Origin of the sequence: Mesorhizobium sp. M1428, from assembly GCF_040317515.1 — a bacterium.
Classification (GTDB): domain Bacteria; phylum Pseudomonadota; class Alphaproteobacteria; order Rhizobiales; family Rhizobiaceae; genus Mesorhizobium.
On record NZ_JAMYKT010000008.1, the window covers coordinates 221,778 to 245,450 of the forward strand.

General features: G+C 61.8%; 23 protein-coding genes and 1 tRNA gene. 13 read left to right on the forward strand and 11 right to left on the reverse strand.

Going from position 1 to position 23,673, the window contains the following annotated elements; translation table 11 throughout:
- Window positions 1-122: 122 nt before the first annotated feature.
- Window positions 123-1,544, forward strand: coding sequence for an MFS transporter (locus NKG60_RS14415; RefSeq protein WP_352662896.1), 1,422 nt, complete (start codon window positions 123-125; stop codon window positions 1,542-1,544).
- A 212-nt stretch (window positions 1,545-1,756) separates the two neighbouring features.
- Here NKG60_RS14415 and NKG60_RS14425 read toward each other — a convergent pair whose 3' ends face one another.
- The gene (locus NKG60_RS14425) at window positions 1,757-2,467 is read right to left on the reverse strand and encodes an RlmE family RNA methyltransferase (RefSeq protein WP_352662899.1); all 711 of its coding nucleotides are present in this window, start codon (window positions 2,465-2,467) and stop codon (window positions 1,757-1,759) included.
- Window positions 2,464-3,864 (reverse strand): Ppx/GppA phosphatase family protein, encoded by a 1,401-nt coding sequence (locus tag NKG60_RS14430; RefSeq protein WP_352662902.1) that lies wholly within the window; start codon window positions 3,862-3,864, stop codon window positions 2,464-2,466. The genes NKG60_RS14425 and NKG60_RS14430 overlap by 4 nt, the downstream gene beginning before the upstream one ends.
- Window positions 3,865-4,162: 298 nt before the next feature.
- Here NKG60_RS14430 and NKG60_RS14435 point away from each other — a divergent pair, with 298 nt between their 5' ends.
- Window positions 4,163-5,095 carry a lysylphosphatidylglycerol synthase domain-containing protein gene (locus NKG60_RS14435; RefSeq protein ID WP_352869188.1) on the forward strand — a complete coding sequence of 311 codons (933 nt, stop codon included), beginning with the start codon at window positions 4,163-4,165 and terminating at the stop codon, window positions 5,093-5,095.
- 119 nt (window positions 5,096-5,214) lie between these two features.
- Window positions 5,215-5,288, forward strand: a tRNA-Gln gene (locus NKG60_RS14440).
- 83 nt (window positions 5,289-5,371) lie between these two features.
- Here NKG60_RS14440 and NKG60_RS14445 read toward each other — a convergent pair.
- From NKG60_RS14445 to NKG60_RS14475, 7 genes are all read right to left on the reverse strand, one after another.
- On the reverse strand, window positions 5,372-6,013 hold the full coding sequence (locus tag NKG60_RS14445) for a peroxiredoxin-like family protein (protein ID WP_127206661.1): 642 nt from the start codon (window positions 6,011-6,013) through the stop codon (window positions 5,372-5,374).
- 708 nt (window positions 6,014-6,721) lie between these two features.
- Window positions 6,722-7,657, reverse strand: coding sequence for a ferritin-like domain-containing protein (locus NKG60_RS14450; RefSeq protein WP_352662908.1), 936 nt, complete (start codon window positions 7,655-7,657; stop codon window positions 6,722-6,724).
- Window positions 7,658-8,095: 438 nt separating this feature from the next.
- On the reverse strand, window positions 8,096-9,700 hold the full coding sequence (locus NKG60_RS14455; protein ID WP_352662911.1) for a vanadium-dependent haloperoxidase: 1,605 nt from the start codon (window positions 9,698-9,700) through the stop codon (window positions 8,096-8,098).
- 321 nt (window positions 9,701-10,021) lie between these two features.
- Window positions 10,022-10,297, reverse strand: coding sequence for a hypothetical protein (locus NKG60_RS14460; RefSeq protein WP_352662914.1), 276 nt, complete (start codon window positions 10,295-10,297; stop codon window positions 10,022-10,024).
- 510 nt (window positions 10,298-10,807) lie between these two features.
- Entirely contained in the window at window positions 10,808-11,113 is a 306-nt protein-coding gene (locus tag NKG60_RS14465) for a hypothetical protein (RefSeq protein ID WP_352662917.1), read from the reverse strand.
- 157 nt (window positions 11,114-11,270) lie between these two features.
- Window positions 11,271-11,927, reverse strand: a complete 657-nt coding sequence (locus tag NKG60_RS14470; protein WP_352662920.1) for an acyl-homoserine-lactone synthase — start codon at window positions 11,925-11,927, stop codon at window positions 11,271-11,273.
- Window positions 11,928-12,011: 84 nt separating this feature from the next.
- The gene (locus NKG60_RS14475) at window positions 12,012-12,734 is read right to left on the reverse strand and encodes a LuxR family transcriptional regulator (protein ID WP_352662923.1); all 723 of its coding nucleotides are present in this window, start codon (window positions 12,732-12,734) and stop codon (window positions 12,012-12,014) included.
- Between the two features lie 152 nt (window positions 12,735-12,886).
- On the opposite strand from NKG60_RS14475, the gene NKG60_RS14480 reads away from it, so the two are divergent.
- The 3 genes from NKG60_RS14480 to NKG60_RS14490 are packed head-to-tail and all read left to right on the forward strand — an operon-like array spanning window position 12,887 to window position 15,623.
- Entirely contained in the window at window positions 12,887-13,534 is a 648-nt protein-coding gene (locus tag NKG60_RS14480; protein ID WP_352662926.1) for a cysteine hydrolase family protein, read from the forward strand.
- Complete coding sequence (locus NKG60_RS14485; RefSeq protein ID WP_352975011.1) at window positions 13,531-14,844, forward strand: type I glutamate--ammonia ligase; 1,314 nt, start codon at window positions 13,531-13,533, stop codon at window positions 14,842-14,844. Before NKG60_RS14480 ends, NKG60_RS14485 begins: the two co-directional genes overlap by 4 nt.
- On the forward strand, window positions 14,844-15,623 hold the full coding sequence (locus NKG60_RS14490; protein WP_352662932.1) for an N-formylglutamate amidohydrolase: 780 nt from the start codon (window positions 14,844-14,846) through the stop codon (window positions 15,621-15,623). Before NKG60_RS14485 ends, NKG60_RS14490 begins: the two co-directional genes overlap by 1 nt.
- A gap of 47 nt (window positions 15,624-15,670) precedes the next feature.
- Here NKG60_RS14490 and NKG60_RS14495 read toward each other — a convergent pair whose 3' ends face one another.
- Window positions 15,671-16,450, reverse strand: a complete 780-nt coding sequence (locus NKG60_RS14495; protein WP_352662935.1) for a hypothetical protein — start codon at window positions 16,448-16,450, stop codon at window positions 15,671-15,673.
- Window positions 16,451-16,593: 143 nt separating this feature from the next.
- On the opposite strand from NKG60_RS14495, the gene NKG60_RS14500 reads away from it, so the two are divergent.
- Genes NKG60_RS14500 through NKG60_RS14530 form a run of 7 tightly spaced genes read left to right on the forward strand, consistent with a single transcriptional unit; the run spans window position 16,594 to window position 22,846 of the window.
- Window positions 16,594-17,226, forward strand: a complete 633-nt coding sequence (locus NKG60_RS14500) for a DUF4129 domain-containing protein (protein ID WP_352662938.1) — start codon at window positions 16,594-16,596, stop codon at window positions 17,224-17,226.
- Window positions 17,223-18,422, forward strand: coding sequence for a DUF4350 domain-containing protein (locus NKG60_RS14505; RefSeq protein ID WP_352662941.1), 1,200 nt, complete (start codon window positions 17,223-17,225; stop codon window positions 18,420-18,422). Before NKG60_RS14500 ends, NKG60_RS14505 begins: the two co-directional genes overlap by 4 nt.
- Window positions 18,409-19,365, forward strand: a complete 957-nt coding sequence (locus NKG60_RS14510) for an AAA family ATPase (RefSeq protein WP_352566293.1) — start codon at window positions 18,409-18,411, stop codon at window positions 19,363-19,365. The genes NKG60_RS14505 and NKG60_RS14510 overlap by 14 nt, the downstream gene beginning before the upstream one ends.
- Window positions 19,362-20,669, forward strand: coding sequence for a DUF58 domain-containing protein (locus NKG60_RS14515; protein WP_352662945.1), 1,308 nt, complete (start codon window positions 19,362-19,364; stop codon window positions 20,667-20,669). Before NKG60_RS14510 ends, NKG60_RS14515 begins: the two co-directional genes overlap by 4 nt.
- Window positions 20,666-21,697 carry a stage II sporulation protein M gene (locus tag NKG60_RS14520; protein ID WP_352869171.1) on the forward strand — a complete coding sequence of 344 codons (1,032 nt, stop codon included), beginning with the start codon at window positions 20,666-20,668 and terminating at the stop codon, window positions 21,695-21,697. Before NKG60_RS14515 ends, NKG60_RS14520 begins: the two co-directional genes overlap by 4 nt.
- Window positions 21,684-22,550 (forward strand): RDD family protein, encoded by an 867-nt coding sequence (locus NKG60_RS14525; RefSeq protein ID WP_352662951.1) that lies wholly within the window; start codon window positions 21,684-21,686, stop codon window positions 22,548-22,550. Before NKG60_RS14520 ends, NKG60_RS14525 begins: the two co-directional genes overlap by 14 nt.
- Before the next feature lie 20 nt (window positions 22,551-22,570).
- A complete protein-coding gene (locus NKG60_RS14530; RefSeq protein ID WP_352662954.1) occupies window positions 22,571-22,846 on the forward strand; it encodes a hypothetical protein in 276 nt (91 codons plus the stop codon).
- Window positions 22,847-22,888: 42 nt separating this feature from the next.
- Here the strand turns inward: NKG60_RS14530 and NKG60_RS14535 are convergent, their stop codons facing one another.
- Complete coding sequence (locus NKG60_RS14535; protein ID WP_352662957.1) at window positions 22,889-23,575, reverse strand: D-lyxose/D-mannose family sugar isomerase; 687 nt, start codon at window positions 23,573-23,575, stop codon at window positions 22,889-22,891.
- Window positions 23,576-23,673 lie beyond the last annotated feature (98 nt).

Here is a 23,673-nt window from a genome sequence, read left to right on the forward strand (position 1 = left end):
GCACAAACGTGACAGCAAATTAATGCGACATCCGGGCCAAGCCATGATAACCGCCCTAGCTGTCGGTTTGGCCCCCGAGGCCGGCAAGCAATCGCGACGCACATTTCAAGGCCGGATCCATCGTGAACCGCACCATTCCGCTTATCCTGGCGGTCGCTCTATTCATGGAAAACATGGATTCGACCGTCATTGCGACATCCATGCCGGCGATCGCCATCGACATCCACACCACCCCGATCGCGCTCAAGCTGGCCTTGACCGCCTATCTGGTATCGCTGGCGATCTTCATTCCGATCAGCGGCTGGATGGCCGACCGCTTTGGGGCCAAGAATGTCTTCCGTGCCGCTATCGCCGTGTTCATCGTCGGTTCAGTCGCGTGCGCCATTTCCAATTCGCTGCCGGCTTTCGTGGTCTCACGCTTCCTGCAAGGCATTGGCGGCGCCATGATGACGCCGGTCGGGCGTCTGGTGCTGGTACGCGCGACGCCGAAAAGCGAACTCGTCGCCGCCATGTCGTGGCTGACCGTCCCGGCTCTGGTCGGCCCCCTGGTCGGCCCGCCGGTCGGCGGCTTCATCACGACCTATTTCTCCTGGCATTGGATTTTTCTGATCAATGTGCCGATCGGCCTGATCGGCATCTGGCTGGCCACGCGTTTCCTGCCGAAGACCGACCCTGCCGAGACACCGCCGCTCGATTTCATCGGCTTCGTGCTGAGCGGGCTGGCGGCATCCGGAATTGTGTTCGGCCTGTCGGTGGTCAGCCTGCCGGCTCTGCCGCCCGCTGCCGGCTTTATCACCGTTGCCGTCGGGCTGGCATCGGCGGTGCTTTACCTGCTGCACGGACGCCACGCCAAGAATCCGCTGCTGGCGCTCGAGCTGTTTCGCAATCGGGTGTTCCGCTCGTCGGTGCTCGGCGGCGGACTGTTCCGCATTGGCATCGGTGCCGTACCATTCCTGTTGCCGCTGATGTTCCAGATCGGTTTCGGGCTGACGCCGTTCCAGTCCGGCATGATCACCTTCGTCTCGGCAATCGGCGCCATGGGCATGAAATTCGTCACCGCGCTGATCTTCAGGGTCGCCGGCTTCCGCCGTGTGCTGATTTCAGGCTCGCTCATCGCCGCCGCGTCCATCGCCATCAACGGCCTGTTCACACCCGACACGCCCTATGGGCTGATCCTCGCCATGCTGCTCGCCGGTGGCTTCATCCGCTCGATGTTCTTCACCGGCACCAATGCGCTTGCCTACGCCGAGATTTCGGCCGCCGACACCAGCAAGGCGACGCCGATCACGGCGGTGTTCCAGCAGTTGGCGATCGCACTCGGCGTGGCGCTGGCCGGCGGCATCCTGGAAGTGTCGACCAAGATCCATGGCGGCCCGCTGACGCTGAGCGACTTCCACACCGCCTTCTTCATCGTAGCGGCGGTGTCGGCGGCGGCCTCGCTGTCGTTCATGCGGCTGGCGCCGGACGCCGGCAATGCCGTGTCGGGACATGGCCGACTGACGCCGCCGAAGACCCTGGAGCCGGTGAGCCCGCCGGGGCGTTGACCTTTGCTCGTGCTTAGGGACGCCGGAGGGACAGCGCCCCCCTCTGTCCTGCCGGACATCTCCCCCACGAGGGGGGAGATCGTGACATCGGCCTTCGCCAATGTTCAACGTTGCAGGATTAGACGGCGCGCCGAAGCTGCCAATCTCCCCCCTCGTGGGGGAGATGTCCGGCAGGACAGAGGGGGGCGCGAAGGATCGCTACAGAGCGATTTTCACGCCGCGCCGTTTCCGCCCTTAAAATCCTTCGCCAACAAATAAAGCTCTACCGACTCGTCGCGCGAGGCCGGCGGCTTGACGTGATGGACCGAGCGGAAATTCCGCTTCAGCCTCGCCAGCAATTCGTTCTCGGCGCCGCCCTGAAACGTCTTGGCGAGAAAATGCCCGCCCGGCTTCAGTACCGACAGCGCGAAATCGGCCGCCACCTCGCACAGATGCATGGTGCGGATGTGGTCGGTCCGCTTGTGGCCGGTGGTGGGTGCGGCCATGTCGGAGAGCACGATGTCCGGCTGGCCGCCCAGCGTCTCGGCCAGCATCTGCGGCGCCTGCGGATCGAGGAAATCCATCAGCAACACCGGCGCGCCCGGCACGGCGTCCATCTCGAGATAGTCGATGCCGACGACGTTCGGGTGTTCCGCGGTAGATTTCGTACGTGCTGCGGCGACCTGGCACCAGCCGCCGGGTGCCGCACCCAGGTCGATCACCTTCATGCCTGGCTTGAGCAAATGGTGCTTGTCGTCGATCTCGATCAGCTTGTAGGCCGCGCGCGAGCGATAGCCGTCGGCCTTCGAGCGCTGGACATAAGGATCGTTGATGTGGCGCTGCAGCCAGCGGCGCGACGATTCCTTCAGCCCGCTTTTCTTCTTGATCTTCGTCTTCAGCACGCGAATGCCGGCGGAGCTCGGTCTTTCCGGTTTCTTGGTCATTGCCGGCCTCGCCGCCAGACGCCATCATCGGCCATCAATTCGCTCAATATGCCCTCGCGCAGGCCGCGGTCGGCGACACGCAGCCGCTCCGACGGCCAGACGGCGCGGATCGCCTCCAATATTGCGCAGCCGGCCAGAACCAGGTCGGCGCGGTCGGCGCCGATGCAAGGGTTGGCGACGCGCTGCTGGAAATCCCAGCCGACCAGCTTTTCGACCATGCGGTCAACGCTGTTGCGATCCATCCACAGCCCGTCGACGCGGCGGCGGTCGTAGCGTTCGAGATCGAGGTGAACGCCGGCCAGCGTCGTCACCGTACCCGAGGTGCCGAGCAAATGGAATTTCGGGCTAGACAGGAGGTGGCTCAGACGGTCGCGCCCGTCGAAGGCACGCAGCCGTATTGCGACATCCTCGACCATGGCGCCAAAGATATCGCGCGTCACCGTGCGGCCGCCAAAACGCTCGGCCAGCGAGACGACGCCGACCGGCAGCGATGTCCATGAGACGATATGGTTGGCAAGCCTTGGCGAGCGGTGACCAGTGAGGTCGATCAGCGCGATTTCGGACGAGCCGCCGCCGATGTCGAACAGCACGACGCCTTGCGTGTCGCGCTCGACCAGCGAGCCGCAGCCCGACACCGCCAGCCGCGCCTCGGTCTGGCGGTCGATGATCTCGAGCTTCAGGCCGGCCTCGCGCTCGACGCGCTCGAGGAACTCGACGCCGTTGGCGGCGGTGCGGCAAGCCTCGGTGGCGATCAGCCTGGCCTTCCTGACCTTGCGGTTGCGCAATTTGTCACCGCAGATCTTCAGCGCTTCGACCGCGCGGTCCATTGCGGCGTCGCCAAGCCGGCCATTGGCGGTAAGGCCCTCGCCCAGCCTGACGATGCGCGAGAAGGCATCGATGACGCGGAACTGGCCATGACGCGTCGGCACCGCGACTAGCAGGCGGCAATTGTTGGTACCGAGGTCGAGTGCGGCAAATACCGGCAATTCCTGCAGCGGTGGCGGCGTGCGGGGACCTTGCCCCAGCCTTGGCGAGGCTGGAGGCAATTGCGTGATTGGAGATGGAGGCGCGATCGAAGCAGCTGGCTGGGGCTGGCGAGCGGCCGGGGGCGCGCCGGCGGCGGGCACCGAAGTGCCTGTTATTACCGGACGAGCCTCGTCGCGTGCGAAAACCTTGCGCCCGCGCCGACGCTTGCGCCGCTTCTTGGGTTTGCCGTTCTGATGAGGGCCGTTCTGACCCTTGTGATCGTGGGACGTGTCGCCAGCCTGTCCATTGCCGGACCGGGGCTGCACCTGACGGCCGTAGCGTCCGGCGGATGGGCTTGCCTGGCCGGGCGGCGGCGAACCCCTGGACACGCCCACTTCCGGCGCACCAGCGCCGGCTTCGTGGTCTTCCACTGTCGTTCCTTCCGGCGCCGCGCGAACCGAGACCGGACGCAGCAGGCGCTTTTACATGTTCAAGTTGCGGCCAGACTATCAGCGCCGGGCCGGATCACCAAGAGTGCTCGCGGCGAATTTTGCCGGCGGCGTTGTCTCGCCCCTGCCCTCGGCCCGATGATGGCGAGCGTTCCCGGTTGAATAGCCGGCTTCAATGAGGCATTTCTGAAATGGAGGGGTGAAACATTCGGGACCGCGGGCGGTTTGCCTGCTGCGAACCGGAAAACGGGTACGGGCTGCAACGCATGATCCTCACGCCATGAACTGGAGGCGCTATTTCTGGCCCGTCATCGGCATCGCCGCGGTGGTGTTCTCGCTGTGGCTGTTGCTGCACGAATTACGCGGCATCTCGCTCGACGACGTCTGGGCCGGCATAATCGCCATCCCGGCGCGCGGCTGGGTGCTGGCGGCGCTGAGCTCGGTCATCGCCTATGCCTCGCTCGCCGGCTACGACCACATCGCGCTGCTGCACATCGGCAAAAAAGTCTCGTGGCTGTTCGTCACCTTCTGCTCGTTCACCACCTACGCGCTGTCGCACAATATCGGCGGCTCGGTATTTTCCGGCGCAGTGATCCGCTACCGCGCCTACGGCACCAAGGGCCTGACCGGGCAGGATGTCGGCATTCTGGTGGCGATCTGCTGGATCACCTTCGTGCTGTCGACGCTGTTCGTCTCAAGCATCGTCCTGCTGCTCGAGCCTGAGGTGATCGACCGGTTTTCCGGCACGCCGCACCACAAGCTGTCGCAAGCGGCAGGGCTTGCCATGCTGCTCGTGGTGGCGGCCTATGTCTTCGGCAGCTGGCTGCATCTGAGGCCGCTGAGGATTGGCAGCTTTCAGCTGCACTATCCCGCGCTGCCGATCGTGGCGCGGCAATTGCTGGTCGGCCCGATCGAGCTGCTGGCCGCGGCGGCGATCATCTTCTTTGCCCTGCCCGCCACCGGCAATCCCGGCTATTTCATCGTGCTCGGCGTGTTCCTGGTGTCGTTCTCGATCGCGCAGATCTCGCATGCGCCGGGCGGGCTCGGCGTCTTCGAGGTGGTGTTCCTCGCCGGCTTGTCACATATGGACCAGGTCGGCGTGCTGGCGGCGCTCCTGGTATTCCGGCTGTTCTACCTGATCATCCCGCTGCTGATCGCGCTCGGCGTGGTGCTCTATTTCGAGCGCTCGCAATTCAGCCGGAGTGAGAGTTGAAGCGCCGGAAGCCGACGATTGAGCCTAGACACAGGGTTGACTATTTTCCGGCGGCGGCTACAAGGCACGCGCGGCGACATCGTCGCCCTGCCCGCGCGGTTTTCAACAACCGCGCCTGCTGGGGAATAGGTTAACGGTAGACCCACGGACTCTGACTCCGTTAGTCCTGGTTCGAATCCAGGTTCCCCAGCCAAACTGGATGCCCTGCGGACGATTGCGCTCACCACAGGACGGTGCCCGTCGAGCGAGTTTTTAGCAGCCCATTTCCGCAGCCTATTAATGTGCAACTTGGGAAGCTGCCGACATCAATTCCTCGGGATTCAGCGCTCTGAAGGTGTTGAGGCCATCCTCCAGAACTTCAGTGAAGTTCCAGCGTACGATGCCCGCCCGGTCGATTAGGAACTGACCGACAAGCTGCGCCTGGCTGGAAGCCATCGCCTGCTGATCGACTTCCGTAATCTCATATCCTTCCTTCTTGTTAAGAAATTCATTCATTGCCATGACGTCCATAGGCTCGGGCAACTCGCCCGGGAGATGGAACGGTATCGCCATGACCGTGTCCATCCCGACCTCGCGCAAGCCGAAAGCACGGTGCGAGGCGCGCTCCGGGTCGGATGCGGCGAGAAGATCGGGTGCCGGGTGGTAACGGAAATAGAGCCGCGCCCGCTCGACCGGCGTATTGACCACCGCCAGGCATTCGACGCCTTTCTCACGCAGGGCCGGCTTAAGTTGCGCCATCGCCGCGACATGGCGCCGGCAGAACGGACAGTGCAGGCCTCGGAACAAACCGATCAACAACGGGCTACGGCCTCGAAAATCATCGAGTGCGATCTTGCCTTCGCGTGAGATCGCATTGAGCACAACATTCGGTGCCCGGTCACCCGGCTGCAGCGGGCGGTCAACACTACTCGTGGACATGGACAACCTCCTCGCCCGGGTCAGTCAGGGAAAGCAGCACACCCACGTTTCGGAGGCGATCAAGTGCTGGGGGCGAAAGCTTCCTGTGCCAAGGCAATAGCTGTCGACCTCTGCCATATTGCCGAGGTCGAGATTACGCGCATTGCAAGCCCATCATAACACGAAAAAGCATCTGCGGGTCGCCGCCAAATGTGGTGAATGACCTCACGCGAGCGCACCCCCGAATGCTCTTGCGCTGAAGGTCAGGTTCCCGACCTCGATTTGGAGGTTCAAGTCTGCAACGCCCAAGGTCGCAACGGGTCGGTTCCGGACGATAAACGAAGGTCCGCTCCTGAAAAGCATCGGGAATGTCTGGAAATGGCGCAACAACGACGTCCAAGGTGGTCGCCGGCAACGTCCGCTATCGGGCAACAGCGAAGATCACCTCAACGGCCGACATGAGGCGCATAGCCGCCGTTCGCACGTAGAACTATAGGGTGGCTTTCGTGCTGATGTTCACGACCGGGGAGGCACCCGCGAGCCAGAAAGTCGATGCCTCCTCAAATGTTTCCTAAGACCGAATCTAATGCCCCAAATTGTCCCATAAGCGCCTGCAATTCGGGCTGAGGCGCGACCCAGAAAGTTCGAAAAGCTTCCAGGAATCCCAGCCATCTCTTTATTTAAGGGTGAGCCTTGCGAACCGCGCAATCGTTAGGGCCTCGCTTCCGCTCACCTGGCCGTAGAGGAGTCCCAAAGAAAATCTGGGCGAATTCCCGCTTTTATCAGAGTTCGGCCAAGTCTCCCCAATTGGCCCATAGCACCAACGTCGGGCTCCGTACCGGCGGTCCAACATTCCTGAAGCCCAATCAGCAGTTCCGTCAGGGCCTGATTGAAGGCGGCCGACATTGCTGCATCGGCCTTAGATTGGCTGAAATTATAGCTTTCGGGAAGGATGATATTAGGGCCGCTGAAAGCCCATTTCCCAGATGAGTCCCGAATTAGACCTTTCCCAAGGAATATCTGTTTGAACACGTAATAGTGCGCCAATAGCATTGCATCATCGGGAGGCTGGTCAGGCGAGCCTGGCGTTCCTTCTCCCTCGCCCTTAATTCTCGCAATCGCAAGTTGCGCGTCGGCGGCACTTCTGATCGGGCTCGCATCAGGCACGTCGACAAAAAAGGCATTCGGATCAAAGGTAGGATTCAGGGACGAAAAACCACTAGCTATTGCATCATAAAATTCACCAATTGTCGCCGGACCGGTCGACTTTCCCAGCGCAACAGGCGGAAATTCGGGATATTCGATCTGCATGAATACCGCCAACTGATCCATTGATAGCGGGTGGAGGTCGACCGGCAGCACCTGTGGAATACCGCCCGGCAACTCATCTGTAGGGTAGCTCGGAATAAACGTGGCGTTCGCGACATCGACTGCGCCGCCAATTGCTGTGAGCATGTTACCCGCCAACGCGAAGTGGTACATTTCTTGTACAACAATATCGTGAATCATGCCCCGAACACCGTCATGATCAGTTTTGATCGACCACTCAGCGCAAAGATAGGGTGGGATTGTAGAAAACTCTAGCTGCATGGCAATCTTCAATGCGGCCTGCAGCTCTTCTAGCGCAGAAATGCCCGTTCTTACATATTGCTCAATACTTTTCATTAATTATCTCCATGCTCGATGCTCCGCCGTTTCCCGGCACGGAGATCTCAATCCAAAGAAGTGCACTTCTCAGGCTGATCGGAATTACGGCGACAGTGCACTTTTACCATGTCGCCGCCGCCGCAGCATGGTGCACCTGCCGGCGTTCCAGGTCTGCCGCGTACCCAGCGCCGTACGGGCGGGCCAAGGTGTCTTCACGTCCGAGCACTATGTGTTCCACAAGAACTGCTCATCGAGTATTGCCGCGTCGTCGATGTCGCGGTTATCGGTGCACCCGTGGGCCGAGCATCGCCGGGCATCGGCAACACGTGAAACCCGGAAAACGAGGCACGCGGCGAAAAGAAAATAGTGCACTGTCACCGTAGTTTCACAGTAAACGTCGCTGAGAGGCCTCTGCTTGCTTTGTTCGGGCGCTGAAGCCGCTCGATGAGACAGAGGCTAGACCTCTGCAAAACCATTCTGGAATGCCCAGTTGCCGACTTTGTTACCAAGCTGGATGCCGTCCTCGCCATCCTGCCGCCAATGAACACCCAACCACACACGGCTGAAGGCATTTTCAAACTCAGCATCCTGCAAAGCCACGAATGAAAGCGGCAAATATCGCCGGGGTTTTGCGTCATTGACCCCTTTGTGCTTGCCGTTGAACTCATCTGACACGAGCACGAAGGGAGTATCGTCGCCGGTGTCCTTGAAAATCATCCGCAAAACCTGGAACAGCGCTCCCCCGAAAGTTGCATGGCCGGACGGGTACGCGGGGAAAGGAGGGGTAAAGTTGGCCTTCTTCGAATCCGTATTGGGCGATCCGAGCGGTTCCCACGTCGGGTCCGGCACATTGGATGCATCCCCCTTTGCATCCCCTTCCATTCCTGGCCAGCGAATGCCGGTTACTGGGCGCCAGTAGCGATGCGTGAATTTGGAATCCCAAGCCGCAATCGCTGCATCGGCCATTGCTGTGTTGCAAAGAGCCAATATCCTAGCCAATTCTGCGGGATCGGATATTTTTTTATCAGCGGTAATAGTCCTCACCAGCTGATTGTATAGACGTGGGGGCGCGCAGAGATTTGGCGTCCCGTCATAGCCCCAGAAGATTGCGCGGAACGTCTCACCCTTCTTTCGCGAGGTGTCCATCGGATAAACGCCCTTCTTTCCGATGTCCTTTACCTCGTCGAACGCCGCAATATACCGCGCATCGTTGAGTTTGGGCGGATCGGGGAGCCGGAACTGATCGCCTTTCATCAGCAAGAACGGTGTCACGTCTTTCCATTTAGCGCCGAGTGCCGTCTCAATCTTGCTGACAGGATCAATCGACCATTTTAGGGGCCCATTGTCCGGTGGCAGATCGGCGAATTTGATCTCTTGGTGGTTTGTCCCGTCATCCTTTCGTTTCTCGATGATGGATTTCGCCGCCGCCTGACCGATCTTGCGTCCAGCCCCAATGTCGATCTTGTCGCCCGTCGGTGATGTACCGGACATGCGGGCAATATCTCTGTCCAAGACACTGCGAACATCAGCTGCCTTGAACGGGTACAGGTGCGCGAGGGCATCATGCATAGCCTGGGCGATCGCACCGTCCAACGATGCGTCCGCAGGCGCTGATGGCGCGCTGCTGAAGCCGGTATAGCTCTGATATTTCTTCGAATTTGCGCTCTTGGGGAACGCATTGACTGCCTCAAAGACGGCTATCTGAGCAACTGCCATTGCGTATGAGGACCGATGCGGACCAAGCTGCTCACCAAACCGGCGCGGGTCCGGTGCACTCGAGCCGCCCCCGTCCAATTGGTCCGCGGCCGGGGTATGGTCGATCGCGGATATATTGAGCCCTACGTTGTTCCAGTAGTAGACCCGGTCAAGAGGCCCCTCCGGGAGAATCTCGGTATCGGTGATTGCAAAAAGATGGCGTCGCATCTCGTCCTGCGTTGCCAACAGATCTTCGAATTCCCTCCGGCTCGCATCATCAAGGTGTGTTTCCTGTCCATAGGCACTTGCGGCTACGGTAGTAAATCCCGCTGCCGGGAGCACTTTAATAAACGTACGACGGTCCATAATTTCCCCTCCCTGGATAACTAATTTCTTTAACTTCGGACGAAATTCGGATTTGATTTGAGCAGGCGAAAAGAAGTCTTAATCGCGTCAGCTCACAGTTTCGACATGCCACGGACTATGCCGTGCACGTGCACCAGTATATCGGTACTTGCCTTCGAATATTTAAGCATGAAGCGACTTGCCTCAGGCTTCTTTCACGCTCGATAAAAGGCAGCTTCGCCCCCGCCGAATCAGCAACGAATGCCCAATCCCAAGTATCGTCCGTACAGTCGCCAGCGCCGGCTCATTCACCTCGACATAAGCGACGATGTACCACTCGAATTACGGTAACGGTGCACTTTCTACCATGTCGCCCCGGGGCATAGTATACGTTTCCTGCGTTCCCGGTCTGCCGCATCCCCCAGCACCGTACGGGCGTGCCAAAGTGTTTTCACGCCCGAAGCCCATCCACAAAAACTGCTCATCGAGTATCGCCGCGTCGCCGATGTCACGGTTTTCGATCCACCCGTGGGCCGAGAGCATCGCCAGGCAAATCGGCAAAGCCGTGAAACGAACGAAGCAGGCGGCGAAAAGAAAATAGCGCACTGTCACTGTCATCGCGCGGGCTCATTGCGCACAATCTTAACAAGGTGACTAAGAAGAATGTCTGGACAAGCAAAAATGCACGCCGCGCTGGTTGAGTGCACTATTTCAGCGCCATACTGAACCCGGCATGATGCTTCACAGAGCCAGAATTGCTGTAGTGTATGCAGATCTTATCCCCCTTCCTCGTGGGGCTGGAGAACACCCCTTTGTTTATACAATCTTTCCCAAGCTCACATCTGTAGAATGACCCATGTTGTGTATCCAGCCTTGTCGTGCATCTCAGCTGTACGACTTCACTGCCCTTGGGCGCATCGGCACACAAGTCTTTCGCTTGGCCAGGATCCACAATGGCGATTGCACTGGAAATGGGTTCACCGTTTCGCAACCCGTAAGGCTCACCACACACAAGGTTGTCTGCGCCGAAAGTCGGACATACGGTGATCCCAATCCCAAACAGTGCCCAAAACGCGAGAGAGGCGCGGGTTAGCCGAGTTTCCATAAGCGTAATCCCTCCTTCAATGGCTATTGCTGCTCACATCCTACAATTGCAAATGAATAGTAATCTGTACCCTCCCCGCGGGTGCATCCAACATACGCGCGATCTCCTGCCGAGACCGTGTTTATGTCGTTGCGAAAAAAAGATCCATTCTTTGTCATCGTGGAAGTTATTTTATAAGTATGATCGCGTGAATTATTCTTTTGATATGCCGAGTCTCCAAAAGTCCCTACCCCACAGTCACGGCGTGTATATTCAATATAGCAGGGGTCGGCGTTGGCCTGGCTGTACGCCGCAAGCATGACAGCAAAAGATCCAATCAATACTTTCATCGTCTAAGTTCCTCATCAAGTTCACGTAATGTGGTGGTTGCACAATATTCAAAATCGGCAAGCACATCCTACACATTATTGCCGAAGCTCACCCCGGTGGAGGCAAGCACTCCAGTCGAAGACCGCTTTTTCGGCCTAGCCGGCCGGTTTGGTCGACCTAGGCTGCGTTACCAAGCCTCAGAGCGTTATCAATGAACGGCAATTGAATCCCACGCCTCACAAGCAACGAATGCCCAATCCCAAGTATCTTCCGCACACTCGCCAGCGCCGCCTCGTTCACCTCGATATACGCGACGATGTACCACTCGCCGTTTTCTTCCCTGGCCATGCCCATCGGCTCGGCGCGCCACTTCAGCGCGCCGTGGTGTGGCATGAAGTAGGTTTCCTGGACGCCGCCGACGGCGCTGAGTCCCTCGTCGAGTGCGTATTCCATCACCGCGCAGCACAGCTGCGTCAGCGTTCCCCTCAGTCCGGCAGTTCGCTTGTCGGGAACGACGAATGTGCGGGTCCATTCGGCCCAATCGGGACGCCTTGGGACGCCCGATTTTTCGCACATGTGAGAAAAAACCTCCGAGACCATGTGCGGCTCGCTCGTTGGGATCAATCGAGCCGAAGTCACTACGCGATCGTCTTCAATGCCCAGCAGGTATGTCGCCGCGTCTGTATCGAATTGATCCAGCTCGCGACCATCCGGGCTCGGAGGGCGCCAACGTTTTTGATGCACGAAGAAATCGTGCCGCCGGCGCAGAAATTCGTCGAATTCATTTTCGTAGAGATGCTTGTTATGCGCGTTGACTACGTGGGCTGTTATCATGGCGCGATCCCCCGATCGTTCTCACCGGTGATATTTGCAGCCTCGCTAATGTACGTCACCTGTCCGATGGGACAGTTGACGCGTTTAGGGGTGGATCAGGCGCCGGCGCACCGCTTCGACGACCGCTTGCGTGGTCGTTGCGACGCCAAACGCTTCCCTGGCACGGGTGGAGTGCCATTTGACGGTGCGCTCGGTCAGACCGAGGATCTGGGATGTTTCCGACGAGGTCTTGCCGGCCGCGGCCCAGAGCAGCACCTCTTTCTCACGGTCGGTCAGCATGCCTTCATCGTCATCATAGTCATCCGCCAAGGCCTGGATCGACATGCCGGCATACACCGCCATCGTCACCAGTTGCACTTGATGGCGCGGCGAAAGGGTGCAGGACTTCGCCGAAGAGGCAAACGACAGCACGGATTGCCAATGGTGAATGCTGAGCATTGGCACAGCGAAGCCGCTCCAGATGCCGAACTCCGTCGCCTCGCCGGCGACCCGTCGTGAACCTTCCGTATCCGACCACTTTGCCGGAACTTCGGACCAAAGGAACGGCTTCAGGGTCTTTGCCGAGTAGATGCAAACACCGTCGACCGCGGCGTGCTCGGCCTCGACATAGCGTTCGAACCAGCCGGCCGGCCAGCCATTCAGTTCGACCATCGGTGCAAGTTTCTGGCCACTGAGCGGAACCCCGCTCAGGATAAGGTGCTCGAAGCCGAGATTCCTCACGGTATCAAGAAGGTCGCTCAGCAGCGGCCCGGTGGCTGTATGTTTCCTGCAGCGTTCGACAAAGTCGAACACGTCTGAATCGATCATGACAGAGACCCCCGTCTCCACGCCCGAAAACAAAGTTTAACTCAAATTAGCGACTTCGAATACTCCCAATAAGTGTGTCCGCCACGCAGGACGCGTGCACCAAAATCAGCTAAATCAGCCGGATCGTGATCAGCAAAGCAGGACCAGAACGCATGACGCCATCACTGCCGAAACGAAACGAGCCGTTCCGGGCCGGCGAGACCGCGCTGCTCTTAGTCGACATGCAGCGCGTCTGGCTGGAGCCCGGCGCAGATCCGGCGCATCCGGAGCACGGTCCCGATCACTATTTCTACCGGCAGACGGCGTCGCAAACGATCCCCAACCAGGAGCGCCTGCTGGCCGCGGCGCGGGCCAACGGCGTCGAGGTGATCCACACCATCATCCAGAGCCTGACAGAAGACGGCCGCGACCGCTCGCTCGACCACAAGCTGACGCCGATCCATATCGCGCCGAGCCGGCCGGAGGGCCTGCCGGTGCCGTCGCTGACGCCGGTCGGCGACGAGATCATGCTGCCGAAGACATCGTCGGGCGTCTTCAACTCGACCAACATCGACTATGTCTTGAAAAACCTCGGCGTTCGCTACCTGATCGTCGCCGGCATCATGACCGACCAGTGCGTCGACATGGCGGTGCGCGATGCCGCCGATCGCGGCTACCTCGTCACCTGCGTATCGGACGCTTGCGCCGCCGCCTCGCAGGAGCGCCATGATGGCGCGCTCAAGGCCTTCGGCGGCTATTGCTGGGTCGCCGACACCGCCATCGTTACTGCCCGTTTCGAAGCCTTGGGAAAAGCTGCATGACCGTCGAACCGCTCGTTGCCGTCGTCACCACCGACCTTTCGGCGATCACGCGCGGCCGCTCGGTCGTCGAAAGCAGGCTGCAGAAGATCGCTGCGACCGGTGTCGGCTGGCTGCAGGCCAACCTGTCGCTGACGCCGTTCAATTCGATCGTCGACCCCAATCCGTGGGGCTCGTCAGGCGATGTGCGGCTCGTTCCCGATCTCAACGCACGGTTCCGCACGGCGCTGACCGGATCGGCGACGCCGTTCGACATGGTCGCCGGCAACATCGTCGAACTCGACGGCGGCCCGTGGGTGGGCTGCACGCGGACCATGCTGAGCGATGCGCTGGCGGAATTGAGGGCGGCGACCGGGCTTTCGGTCATCGCCGCCTTCGAGCATGAATTCCACATCGAGGGCGACTTTGGCCCGGCTCATTCGATGTCGTTAGCCGCATTGCGCCGCACCGATCCGTTCGCCGCCAATCTGATGGCGGCGCTGGCGGAAGCCGGCGTCGCGCCCGAAGTGGTGATCGCCGAATTCGGCACCGACCAATTCGAGGTGACATGCGAGCCAGCCGATGCGCTTGCCGCGGCCAATCGCGCAGTCGCCATCCGCGAGATCGCGCGCGAAGTCGCGCGATGTGCCGGCTGGCGGGCGAGCTTCGCGCCAAAAATCGCGCCGGATGCCGTCGGCAACGGCGTCCACATCCATTTCAGTTTCGTCGACGAGGCCGGCAAGCCGGCGACCTACGACCCCGCCCAGCCTGGCGGCCTTTCCGGCCAGACCGCTTCGTTCTGCGCAGGCGTGCTCCGCCACCTGCCCGCAATCACCGCCATGACGGCGGCGAGCGTGTCGTCCTACTACCGGCTGAAACCGCACAGCTGGAGCTCGTCCTACACCTGGCTTGCCGACCGCGACCGCGAGGCGAGCCTGCGCATCTGCCCGGCGGTGACGATCGGCGGGCGCGATCCGGCGCGGCAGTACAACATCGAATACCGGGCAGCCGACGCCACCGGCAATCCCTATCTGTCGCTGGCGGCAATCGTGCGCGCCGGGCTGGAGGGGCTGAAGGCCAAGCTGCCGGCGCCGCCGCTGGTCTCGGGCGACCCGACGCAGATGAGCGTTGCCGAGCGCAAGAAGCTAGGGCTCGTACGGCTGCCGGAAACGCTGCCTGCGGCACTCGACGCGCTGGTCGCCGACAAGACCGTGACCGGATGGTTCGCGCCGGTGTTCGTCGAGACCTTTGTCGGCCTCAAGCGGCATGAGACCGAGCGCCTTGCCGGGCTTGATCCAGTGGCTGTCTGCGATGTCTACCGGACGCTCTATTGATGGCTGCGCGGCTTGCCAGTGCCATCCAGCCTCAGGGTTGGCCACCCGCCGTCGAAGCGATCAACGAAACGGGCCGTTCCGATATCGTTCTGATATGCGAGCATGCGTCCAATCATGTTCCGGCCGAGTATGCGAGGCTCGGTCTCGACAGCAGCGATTTGCAGCGCCACATCGCCTGGGACATCGGCGCCGCCGAAGTGACCCGCGCTCTGTCGAAGCTGCTCGATGCTCCGGCTTTCCTCAGCTCCTATTCGCGGCTTTTGATCGATCTCAACCGGCCGCTTGGTTCCAGCGGCAGCATTCCGGTGCTGTCGGAAGACACCGGCATCCCCGGCAATGTCGGCCTCGATCCTGAGGAACGAAGCCGGCGCGCCAAGATCATGTTCACGCCGTTTCATGACCGCGTGGCCGCCCACCTAGACGAGCGGGCGAAGCAGGGCAGAGCGACGCGGATCGCGACGATCCACTCCTTCACGCCGGTCTTCCTCGGTATTGCGCGTGCCTGGCATGCCGGCGTGCTTTACGACCGGGCAATCGACTTCGGCCAGGCAATGCTTGCCGGCCTGCGCGCCGATAGTGCGCTCAATGCCGCGGCAAACGAGCCCTACGTGATCAGCCGCGACGGCGACTACGCCATACCGGTCCATGGCGACGATCGCGGCATTCCGGCCGTCCTCATCGAGATCAGGCAGGACCTGCTGGCGGGCCGCTCCGGCATCGAGGAATGGGCGAAGCGGCTGGCCGCAGCGTTGCCGGCGCAGCGGAGGAAGACTTCCTGAACAAGTTCGGCTTCCCGATGCGATGAAGGCGGCCAGATCCCTTGCCGCTATGAGAAGATTTGCGACAGTTCTTCGACGCTGGTGCCTTCCTTGACCTGACGCAGCTCGACATAGCTTACCGCAGTAGCAATCGACATCACCATCGACGTTACGCTCGTCACCAATGCGTCCACGACAGCACCTACCATCCCTCCTCCAAACAGGGCGATTGCGGCGCCAAGCGCCAACTGAATGGTCACCACGGCGATGATCAGGATAAGGAACAGGCCGAACAGCGCCCAGCGGCTTCCCTTGGTCAGATCGCGGCTGCGCGCCATGCTGCCGAATACGCCGAGCCGCTCTTGCACCAACGCTGGCACTGCGACCGACCAGCGGAGCGCCAACATGATGCCAGGCACGATAAGCAGCATAAAACCGATGCCCGCGCCCAAACCGACCAGCAGAGCAATCGCGAGTGTCGGCAACAGAAAGGAGACCGCTTTCGCGATGCAATCACCGAACGAAGGCTGCTTGCCATTCAAGTCCTCGATGGTTGCACGCACCAGCGATGCCTGGAGCAACAATGAAAGAATGTAGGAAACCAGCCCGAAGCCTATCGCGACGCTGGAATAGCTCCACACGAAAATTGGCTCAATCGAGGCAGGCACCGGGGTAACCATTGCGAGCCGAGTCAAAACCCAAAGCTGAAAAACAAGTGTTGGCAGGCCCGAAAATACCGCGGCAAGCCCCAGGCAGAGCCCTGCATTGCGGCCAATGACCGCAAAGCTATTGTTGAACACCCGGCCAATCTGGAATTTCTCAGGCCGTTCCAGTGTCACTGATGTCATGATGCTTCCCCCTGCCTCACCGCCACATGGCTGGCGGCCCCGCTGGTAAATCTGCCAAGATTGGTGGTCGCCGTCCAGCCCACTTGCAATTCTTGTGCTGCATTGTCAGTGTCGGCTGGGAACCACAGGTTGCAGGGGAGCGGGTGGCGTTGGCACAGCCAGGCACAGCGGAAGCCGAACGGCTGACCAATCTGCACAAGCAGCTGATCGCCGATGCGTCGATCCAGTTCGACCTGCCGGCCTATGTGCCGCCGAAGCCGCCCGAGTGGCTGAAGCCGCTGCAGGACTTTTTGTCGTGGCTCGGCCCCTACATGATCTATCTGTTCTGGGGGGCGGTGATATCGGGCGTCGCAATCATCCTGCTTTTGGTCTTCCTCGAGGTGAAAGGCATCGCCTGGCGGCTGCCGTGGCAGCGCGCTCGGCCCGAGGCCGAAACCGAAGAGACCTGGCGCCCAGACGCCAGCGCCGCGCAGGTCCTGCTATCTCAAGCGGATGCGCTGGCCGCGCGCGGCGACTATGACGAGGCGGTTCACCTTTTGCTTCGGCGCAGCGTCGCCGATATTGCCGGCCGGCTGCCGGACTTCCTGCGCCCGTCGCTCACCGCGCGCGACATCGCCAATGCCCCTTCCCTGCCGGGAAGGGCACGCCATGCGTTTACCGAGATCGCCCGCATTGTCGAGGCGGCGCTGTTCGCGCGCCGGCCGGTCGGCGCGGAAGGCTGGCGGCAAGCACGCGGCGCCTATGAACGTTTCGCCTTCCGGGATGCCTGGACGTGAGTGCACCAGCGGTCGAGGCACAGGAGCCATTCAATCGAAGGACACTGTTTTGGGGGATTTTCGCCAGCCTGCTTGCGGCGGCCGGTTTCTTCCTGCTGTCCACCTATGCCCCCGATTTCCGGCAGCCCGGCAATGGCGGCGCCACGCCGCTGTCGAAAAGCGGCGTCGGCTACGCCGGCCTGGCGGAATGGCTGCGGCTCACCGGCGAAGCGCCCTTGATGGCGCGGACCGAGGACGATCTCGGCACCGACATGCTGCTGATCGTCACCATTTCGCCCGACAGCGATCCGGAGGCGCTCGACCACATCCTGAAACTTCGCCAGGACCAGAACACGCTCTTCGTGCTGCCCAAATGGCAGATCCTGCCGCTCCAGGGGCATGAAGGCTGGAACATGAAATTCGGGCGATTGCCCGGTTCGGTGGTGAACGAATGGCTTGGCCGCATTGCCGATGCGAAGATCGGTGCTGGCCAGGGCACGGCAAAGCAACTCGACATCGAAGGCAACATGGTTGCCGCACCCGAAGAATTGCAGTGGGTGGCCGACAAGTACCCTCTCATCGCAGCCGGCAATGACAAGGCTGTGCTTACCGAACTAGACGACAAGCCGTTCTACATCCTGACCGACCCCGACCTGATCAACAACGCCGCTCTCAAGGATCCCGAAAAGGCAGCAGCCGCGCTCGGGCTGATTGCCTTGCTCCAACCCGACGACGGCCCGGTGATGTTCGATCTGACGCTGCACGGCGCGGGGCGAAAGTATGATCTGGCCAAGCTCCTGGTCGAGCCGCCGTTCCTGGCGCTGACACTGACGATCCTGATCGCTGCGGCGCTGGCGTTCCTGCATGGCCTTGGCCGGTTCGGGCCGCCGCGCGCCGACCAGCGCGCGATTGCCTTCGGCAAGCGTGCGCTGGTCGATACGACGGCGATGCTCATGCGGCGGGCCGGCCGGCTGGACGAGCTGGGAGGCCGCTATGCGGCCTTGATGCGGGTACGCGCCGGCGCGCTGCTCGGGGCACCGCAAGGGTTGCAAGGCAAAGCGCTCGACCACTGGCTCGACTCTCGCGATAAGGAGCAAGCTGGCGGTTTCACGACGCGTTCGCAAGCCGCCGGCGAGGCGAAGAACCTGACGCAGATGCAACAGGCAGCAGAACGGCTGCACGACTGGACGGCAAGGAGGCTCGGTGAACGTCGATGATGTGAAGGCCCTGGCGACACGGATCAGGGAAGAAGTGGCCAAGGCGATTACCGGGCAGCGCGATACGGTCGACCTGATGCTGACCGCCTTGTTTGCGGGCGGGCATATCCTGCTCGAAGGTCCGCCCGGCACGGCCAAGACCATGACCGCACGCTGCTTCGCCCAGGCGCTTGGGATCGCCTACGGGCGGATCCAGTTCACGCCGGACCTGATGCCCGGCGATATCGTCGGGTCGAACATCTACAACTTCCAGACCGGGCAGTTCACGCTGACGCGCGGCCCGATCTTCTGCGATCTCCTGCTTGCCGACGAAATCAACCGCACGCCGCCCAAGACACAGGCCGCACTGCTCGAGGCGATGCAGGAGCATGCGGTCACCTTCGACGGCACCACGCATTCGCTCGGTCGCAATTTCATGGTCGTCGCGACCCAGAATCCGATCGAGCACCAGGGCGTCTATCCCCTGCCCGAGGCGCAGCTCGATCGCTTCCTGTTCAAGCACCGCGTCAGCTATCCCGGTCCCGAGGAAGAACGGGCAATCATCGTTCATCACGGCGGCGGCTCCGCCTCGCACGACATCGCGCAATATGGCATCAAGGCACAGACTAACCGCGAGACGCTGCAAGAGGCCCTTGAAGTCGTCGGCTCCGTCACCCTCGTCGACGATGTCGTCGGCTACATAGCGGCGCTGGTTCGGGCTACGCGCGAAAATGCCGATCTCGAAGTCGGAGCCAGCCCGCGCGCCGGCGCCATGCTGGCGCGGGCGGCGCGTGCCCGGGCGGCGCTGGACGGACGCGCCTATGTGATCCCCGACGACGTCAAGGCGTTGGCAGTGCCGGCGCTGCGCCATCGCGTCATCCTTTCGCCTGCCGCACAGATCGATGGCCGCCTGGTCGAGCAGATCGTCTCCGACCTGGTCGACCAGACGGAAGCACCACGTTGATCTATCCCAGCGGCCGAGCGGTATGGGCAGCGGCGGCCGGCGCGGTGCCGGCCTTCCTGGTCGCGCTGGCACTGCCGTCGTTCTGGTATCTGGGATTGCTGTGGAGCTGCCTGCTGCTTGCCTTCCTGGCGGTGGATGCCGCGGCCGGACGCGGACGGGCATCACTGAATGCCAGCATCGACGCGCCGCAGCAGGTCGGTGTCGGCGGCGAGTTCGGCGTGCAAATCGCCGCCCGTCACTCGGGGCCGCGTGCAGCGGAGGCTCGCGTCGGACACGATGCGCGTCTGGCGCCGGTAGACGGCAGCGGCGGGGCCTTGCAGCCGACCGTCGGAGGTGGGTCGCTCTACCTGCGCTTCCAGGCGCTGCGGCGCGGCGTCGCCAGCTTCGACCGTCTCTGGGTGCGCTGGCACGGGCCGTTCGGGCTGGTCTGGAACCAGGTCGTGCTGCCGGTGGAAAGCAAGGTTGCGGTGCTGCCCGACGTCAGCAGCGCCCGCGGCGAGGCGATCACGCTGCTGCAACATGCGGCGCTTGCCGAAGGCCATGCGCAGCGCCGCGCCGGTCAAGGCCGCGAGTTCGACGCGCTCAAGGATTACCAGCCGGGCATGGGCCGGCGCATGATCGACTGGAAGCGCAGCGCCCGCCACGGCAAGCTTTTGGCGCGCGAGTTCCGCATCGAGGAGAACAACAACATCGTGCTGGCCATCGATAGCGGACGCCTGATGTGCGAGCCGGTCGACGGTGTGCCGAAGGTGGACCGGGCGGTGACGGCCGCCTTGCTGTCGGCATTCATCGCGCTGAAGGGCGGCGACATGGTCAGCCTGTTCGGCTTCGATGCAAGGCCGCGCGTTTCAAGCGGGGCGGTACGCGGCCCCGCCAGCTTTGCGATGATCCAGAAACGGGCGGCCGAGATCGACTATTCCAGCGAGGAGACCAACTTCACGCTGGCGTTGACGACGCTGGCGGCGAGGCTTGACCGCCGCTCGCTGGTCATCATCTTCACCGATTTCGTCGATCCGATCAGCGCGGAATTGATGCTGCGCACCGTGGGCCGGCTCACCGAACGGCATCTCGTGCTGTTCATGATGATGAAGGACACCGAGCTGGAAGGCCTGGCCGACATGCCGCCACGCTCCGGCGAGGACGTTGCCCGCGCTATCGTTGCCGGAGGGCTCTTGCGCGAAAGGCAGGTCGTCATCGGCCGCCTGCGCCTGCTCGGGGCACATGTGATCGAAGCTGACCACAACCGGCTCGGTCCCGCGCTGGTCGAGCACTATCTGCAGTTCAAGCAGGAGGATTTGCTGTGACGGCGCCGGTAGCCGGCAATGCGGTGCGCGGCGATGCGGTACGCCAGTCGCTGGCCAGCTTCCGCCGCGAGCGCGAGGCCGACTGGAAAGCATTCGAGGCACTGCTCGCGCGTGTCGAGAAGCGTGCGCCGCGAACGCTTTCCGAAGAGGAGCTGCTGTCGCTGCCCCTGCTCTACCGATCGGCGCTGTCTTCTCTTTCCGTGGCACGGGCGACCTCGCTCGACAACGCGCTGGTAGCCTATCTCGAAGCGCTGTCGTTGCGCGGTTATTTCTATCTCTATGGCGCACGCCGTGGGCTGCGGCAGCGCCTCGCCGATTTCTTCCTGCACGACTGGCCCGAAGCCATTCGCGACCTGTGGCGCGAGACATTGGTTTCGGTTGCGCTGATGGTGATCGGCATTGGTGCAGGCGCCTGGCTGGTGGCATCCGACAAGAGCTGGTTCGACGCGATCATCCCGCCCGGCCTGGCAGGAGGCCGCGGCCCCGACACCTCGGCCGAACTGCTGCGCGGCATGCTTTATGATGGCGACAATGGCTTTCTCTCAGGCTTTGCCGCCTATCTGTTCACGCACAACGTCCAGGTCGCAATCCTGGCCTTCGCCCTTGGCTTCGCCTTCGCGGTGCCGACGGTGCTGCTGATGCTGTTCAATGGCTGCATGATCGGGGCGTTGTTCCAAGTCTATTGGTCCAAAGGGCTTGGCATGGAGCTCGGCGGGTGGCTGGCCATCCACGGCACCACCGAATTGTTCGCAATCTCTTTGGCCGGCGCGGCGGGCATGCGCATCGGCACCAGCATCGCCTTTCCCGGCGAATTGACACGCATGGCGGCAGCGGCTCGCGCCGGACGCATCGCCGCGAACGCCATGGTCGGGGTCTCGATCATGCTGCTGTTTGCCGGGCTGCTCGAGGGCATTGGCAGGCAGACCATCACCAGCGACGTCACGCGCTACGCCATTGGCGGTGGCATGCTGGCGCTGTGGATCGGTTATTTCTATCTGTTCCGGGCGGTGCGGCATGGCGATCGTTAAACGCGCCGCCTTCGCGGCTATACGGCCGCTGATCACGCCCGAAGGCGTCGATCTCCGGATCAGGCTGGCCGACGCCGGCACGCGGGCCTCCGCCTTCCTTCTCGACATCGTGTTCATCGCCGTGGCTGCAATCGTGATCACGATCGTCGCGCTGTTCGGGGTGGGCGGCCTTGGCAGCGAGGGATTTCAGCCGCTCTTCGTCGTCTGGATCATCCTGATCTTCTTTCTGCGCAACGCCTACTTCATCGTCTTCGAAGCGGGCCGGCGCGCGGCTACGCCCGGCAAGCGGATCGTCGGCATCCGGGTCGCGTCGCGCAGCGGCGACGGCCTGTCGATCGACCAGGTCATCGCCCGCAACCTGATGCGCGAGATCGAGGTGTTCCTGCCGCTGTCGATCATCGCCGGACGCAGCGGGACCGACCTTGCCGACACGCTGACGACGGTCTTCGGACTGGTGTGGACGCTGCTGTTTGCCTTGTTCCCGCTGTTCAATCGCGACCGCATGCGGATCGGCGATCTGCTGGCGGGGACCTGGGTGGTCGAAGCGCCGAAGCGTGCCTTGCTTGAAGATCTGTCGGCCCGGCAGGATCCGGCGGCCGGCGCCTTCCGGTTCAGCCACGCCCAACTCGATGCCTACGGAATTGCCGAACTCCACAAGCTGGAGGAGGTGCTGCGCCGCGACGACTATTTCGCATTGCGGACGGTGGCCGAAACGATCGGACGCAAGATCGGCGCGGCACCCCAGGCCCATGACGCACGCGCGTTCCTGACGGCGTATTACGGGGAGTTGCGGGCGCATCTCGAACGCAAGCTCCTGCTGGGCAACCGGAGGGCCGACAAGCACGCGCGTTAGCAACGCTCCACGGGGCTGTCATGAACACATCTCTATCCGAGCTTGAACTTCAACAGATGGAAGCCCGAGTTGCCGCGGCCCAGGCTGGCCCGTGGAAATCGTGGGTCGAGGGCCGGGATTTTTCCGGAGGATCGAATTTCGTCCAAACCGGCCAAGGACCGGATAGAGGTGAAGACATCGAAATGACTGGCGCGACGATTGCCGACCAGGATTTCATTGCCGCCGCTCGCCAGGACATCCCTCGCCTGATCGCCGAAGTCCGCAGGCTACGTGGAATTGCTAATCGCACGAATTGAATTCGTGGTCCTTTTTTCGACAATCCTGCCGACTCTTCTGCCCTACCCCACCCACTTCTCGTAGTCGGACACCAGCAAATGCAGCGGTGCTGTGTTCTCGTCGATGTCCGCGAAGCGGCCGATCGGTTCGCGGAAGACGTTGTCGGTTAGATCGTCGTTGACGGTCGAAACCTCGCCGATCAGCACGTCCTTGCCCTCGGCCCAGAAGGCGTGCCAGACACCCGGCAGCAAAGTGACGCTCTGGCCCGGGTCGAGCTTCAGCAGTCCACCCGCGGGCAGCCTGTGGATGGTTCCGTCGACAGGCACCGATACTTCGGCCTTCGGATCGATGCCGCCATCGCGATCGTGCATGAACAACTCCAGCACCAGTTTGCCGCCGCCACGGTTGATGATGTCTTCGGCCTTGATGTTGTGGCGATGCATCGGCGACAACTGGTCCTTGCGCGAGATCATGATCTTCTCGGCATAGAGCATGCCCATGCCCTTCTTCATGTCCTCGTAGCGGCCGTTGCGGACGGTGAACAGGAACAGGCCGAGTTCGTCGAATTTCTCCTGGCCGTAATCGGTGATGTCCCAGCCGAGCCGGGAGGAGAAGATGGCCGACGAATCCTGCCGGCGCGCCTTCATCTCTTCGGGGCTCCAGTAGGCGAAGGGCGGCATGATGTAGCCGAACGAGCGGATGAAGGCGTCGGCGTCACGGATGATGTCGTTGATGGCGGAGCGTTTCATAATCGTGGTTCCTTCCCGTCGCTTTTCGAGGCGCTAACGCAATAGCCGAACGTCAATCCGGTGTCGATGCAAACTGCTGTCGCTGGCCTCATGACATG

What these genes read in the sequence shown, in the direction of transcription:
- NKG60_RS14425 (WP_352662899.1), bottom strand. Translation starts at nt 2,467, where the DNA reads ATGACCAAGAAACCGGAAAGACCGAGCTCCGCCGGCATTCGCGTGCTG.
- NKG60_RS14435 (WP_352869188.1), top strand. Translation starts at nt 4,163, where the DNA reads ATGAACTGGAGGCGCTATTTCTGGCCCGTCATCGGCATCGCCGCGGTG.
- NKG60_RS14445 (WP_127206661.1), bottom strand. Translation starts at nt 6,013, where the DNA reads ATGTCCACGAGTAGTGTTGACCGCCCGCTGCAGCCGGGTGACCGGGCA.
- NKG60_RS14450 (WP_352662908.1), bottom strand. Translation starts at nt 7,657, where the DNA reads ATGAAAAGTATTGAGCAATATGTAAGAACGGGCATTTCTGCGCTAGAA.
- NKG60_RS14455 (WP_352662911.1), bottom strand. Translation starts at nt 9,700, where the DNA reads ATGGACCGTCGTACGTTTATTAAAGTGCTCCCGGCAGCGGGATTTACT.
- NKG60_RS14460 (WP_352662914.1), bottom strand. Translation starts at nt 10,297, where the DNA reads ATGACAGTGACAGTGCGCTATTTTCTTTTCGCCGCCTGCTTCGTTCGT.
- NKG60_RS14465 (WP_352662917.1), bottom strand. Translation starts at nt 11,113, where the DNA reads ATGAAAGTATTGATTGGATCTTTTGCTGTCATGCTTGCGGCGTACAGC.
- NKG60_RS14470 (WP_352662920.1), bottom strand. Translation starts at nt 11,927, where the DNA reads ATGATAACAGCCCACGTAGTCAACGCGCATAACAAGCATCTCTACGAA.
- NKG60_RS14475 (WP_352662923.1), bottom strand. Translation starts at nt 12,734, where the DNA reads ATGATCGATTCAGACGTGTTCGACTTTGTCGAACGCTGCAGGAAACAT.
- NKG60_RS14480 (WP_352662926.1), top strand. Translation starts at nt 12,887, where the DNA reads ATGACGCCATCACTGCCGAAACGAAACGAGCCGTTCCGGGCCGGCGAG.
- NKG60_RS14485 (WP_352975011.1), top strand. Translation starts at nt 13,531, where the DNA reads ATGACCGTCGAACCGCTCGTTGCCGTCGTCACCACCGACCTTTCGGCG.
- NKG60_RS14490 (WP_352662932.1), top strand. Translation starts at nt 14,844, where the DNA reads ATGGCTGCGCGGCTTGCCAGTGCCATCCAGCCTCAGGGTTGGCCACCC.
- NKG60_RS14495 (WP_352662935.1), bottom strand. Translation starts at nt 16,450, where the DNA reads ATGACATCAGTGACACTGGAACGGCCTGAGAAATTCCAGATTGGCCGG.
- NKG60_RS14525 (WP_352662951.1), top strand. Translation starts at nt 21,684, where the DNA reads ATGGCGATCGTTAAACGCGCCGCCTTCGCGGCTATACGGCCGCTGATC.
- NKG60_RS14530 (WP_352662954.1), top strand. Translation starts at nt 22,571, where the DNA reads ATGAACACATCTCTATCCGAGCTTGAACTTCAACAGATGGAAGCCCGA.
- NKG60_RS14535 (WP_352662957.1), bottom strand. Translation starts at nt 23,575, where the DNA reads ATGAAACGCTCCGCCATCAACGACATCATCCGTGACGCCGACGCCTTC.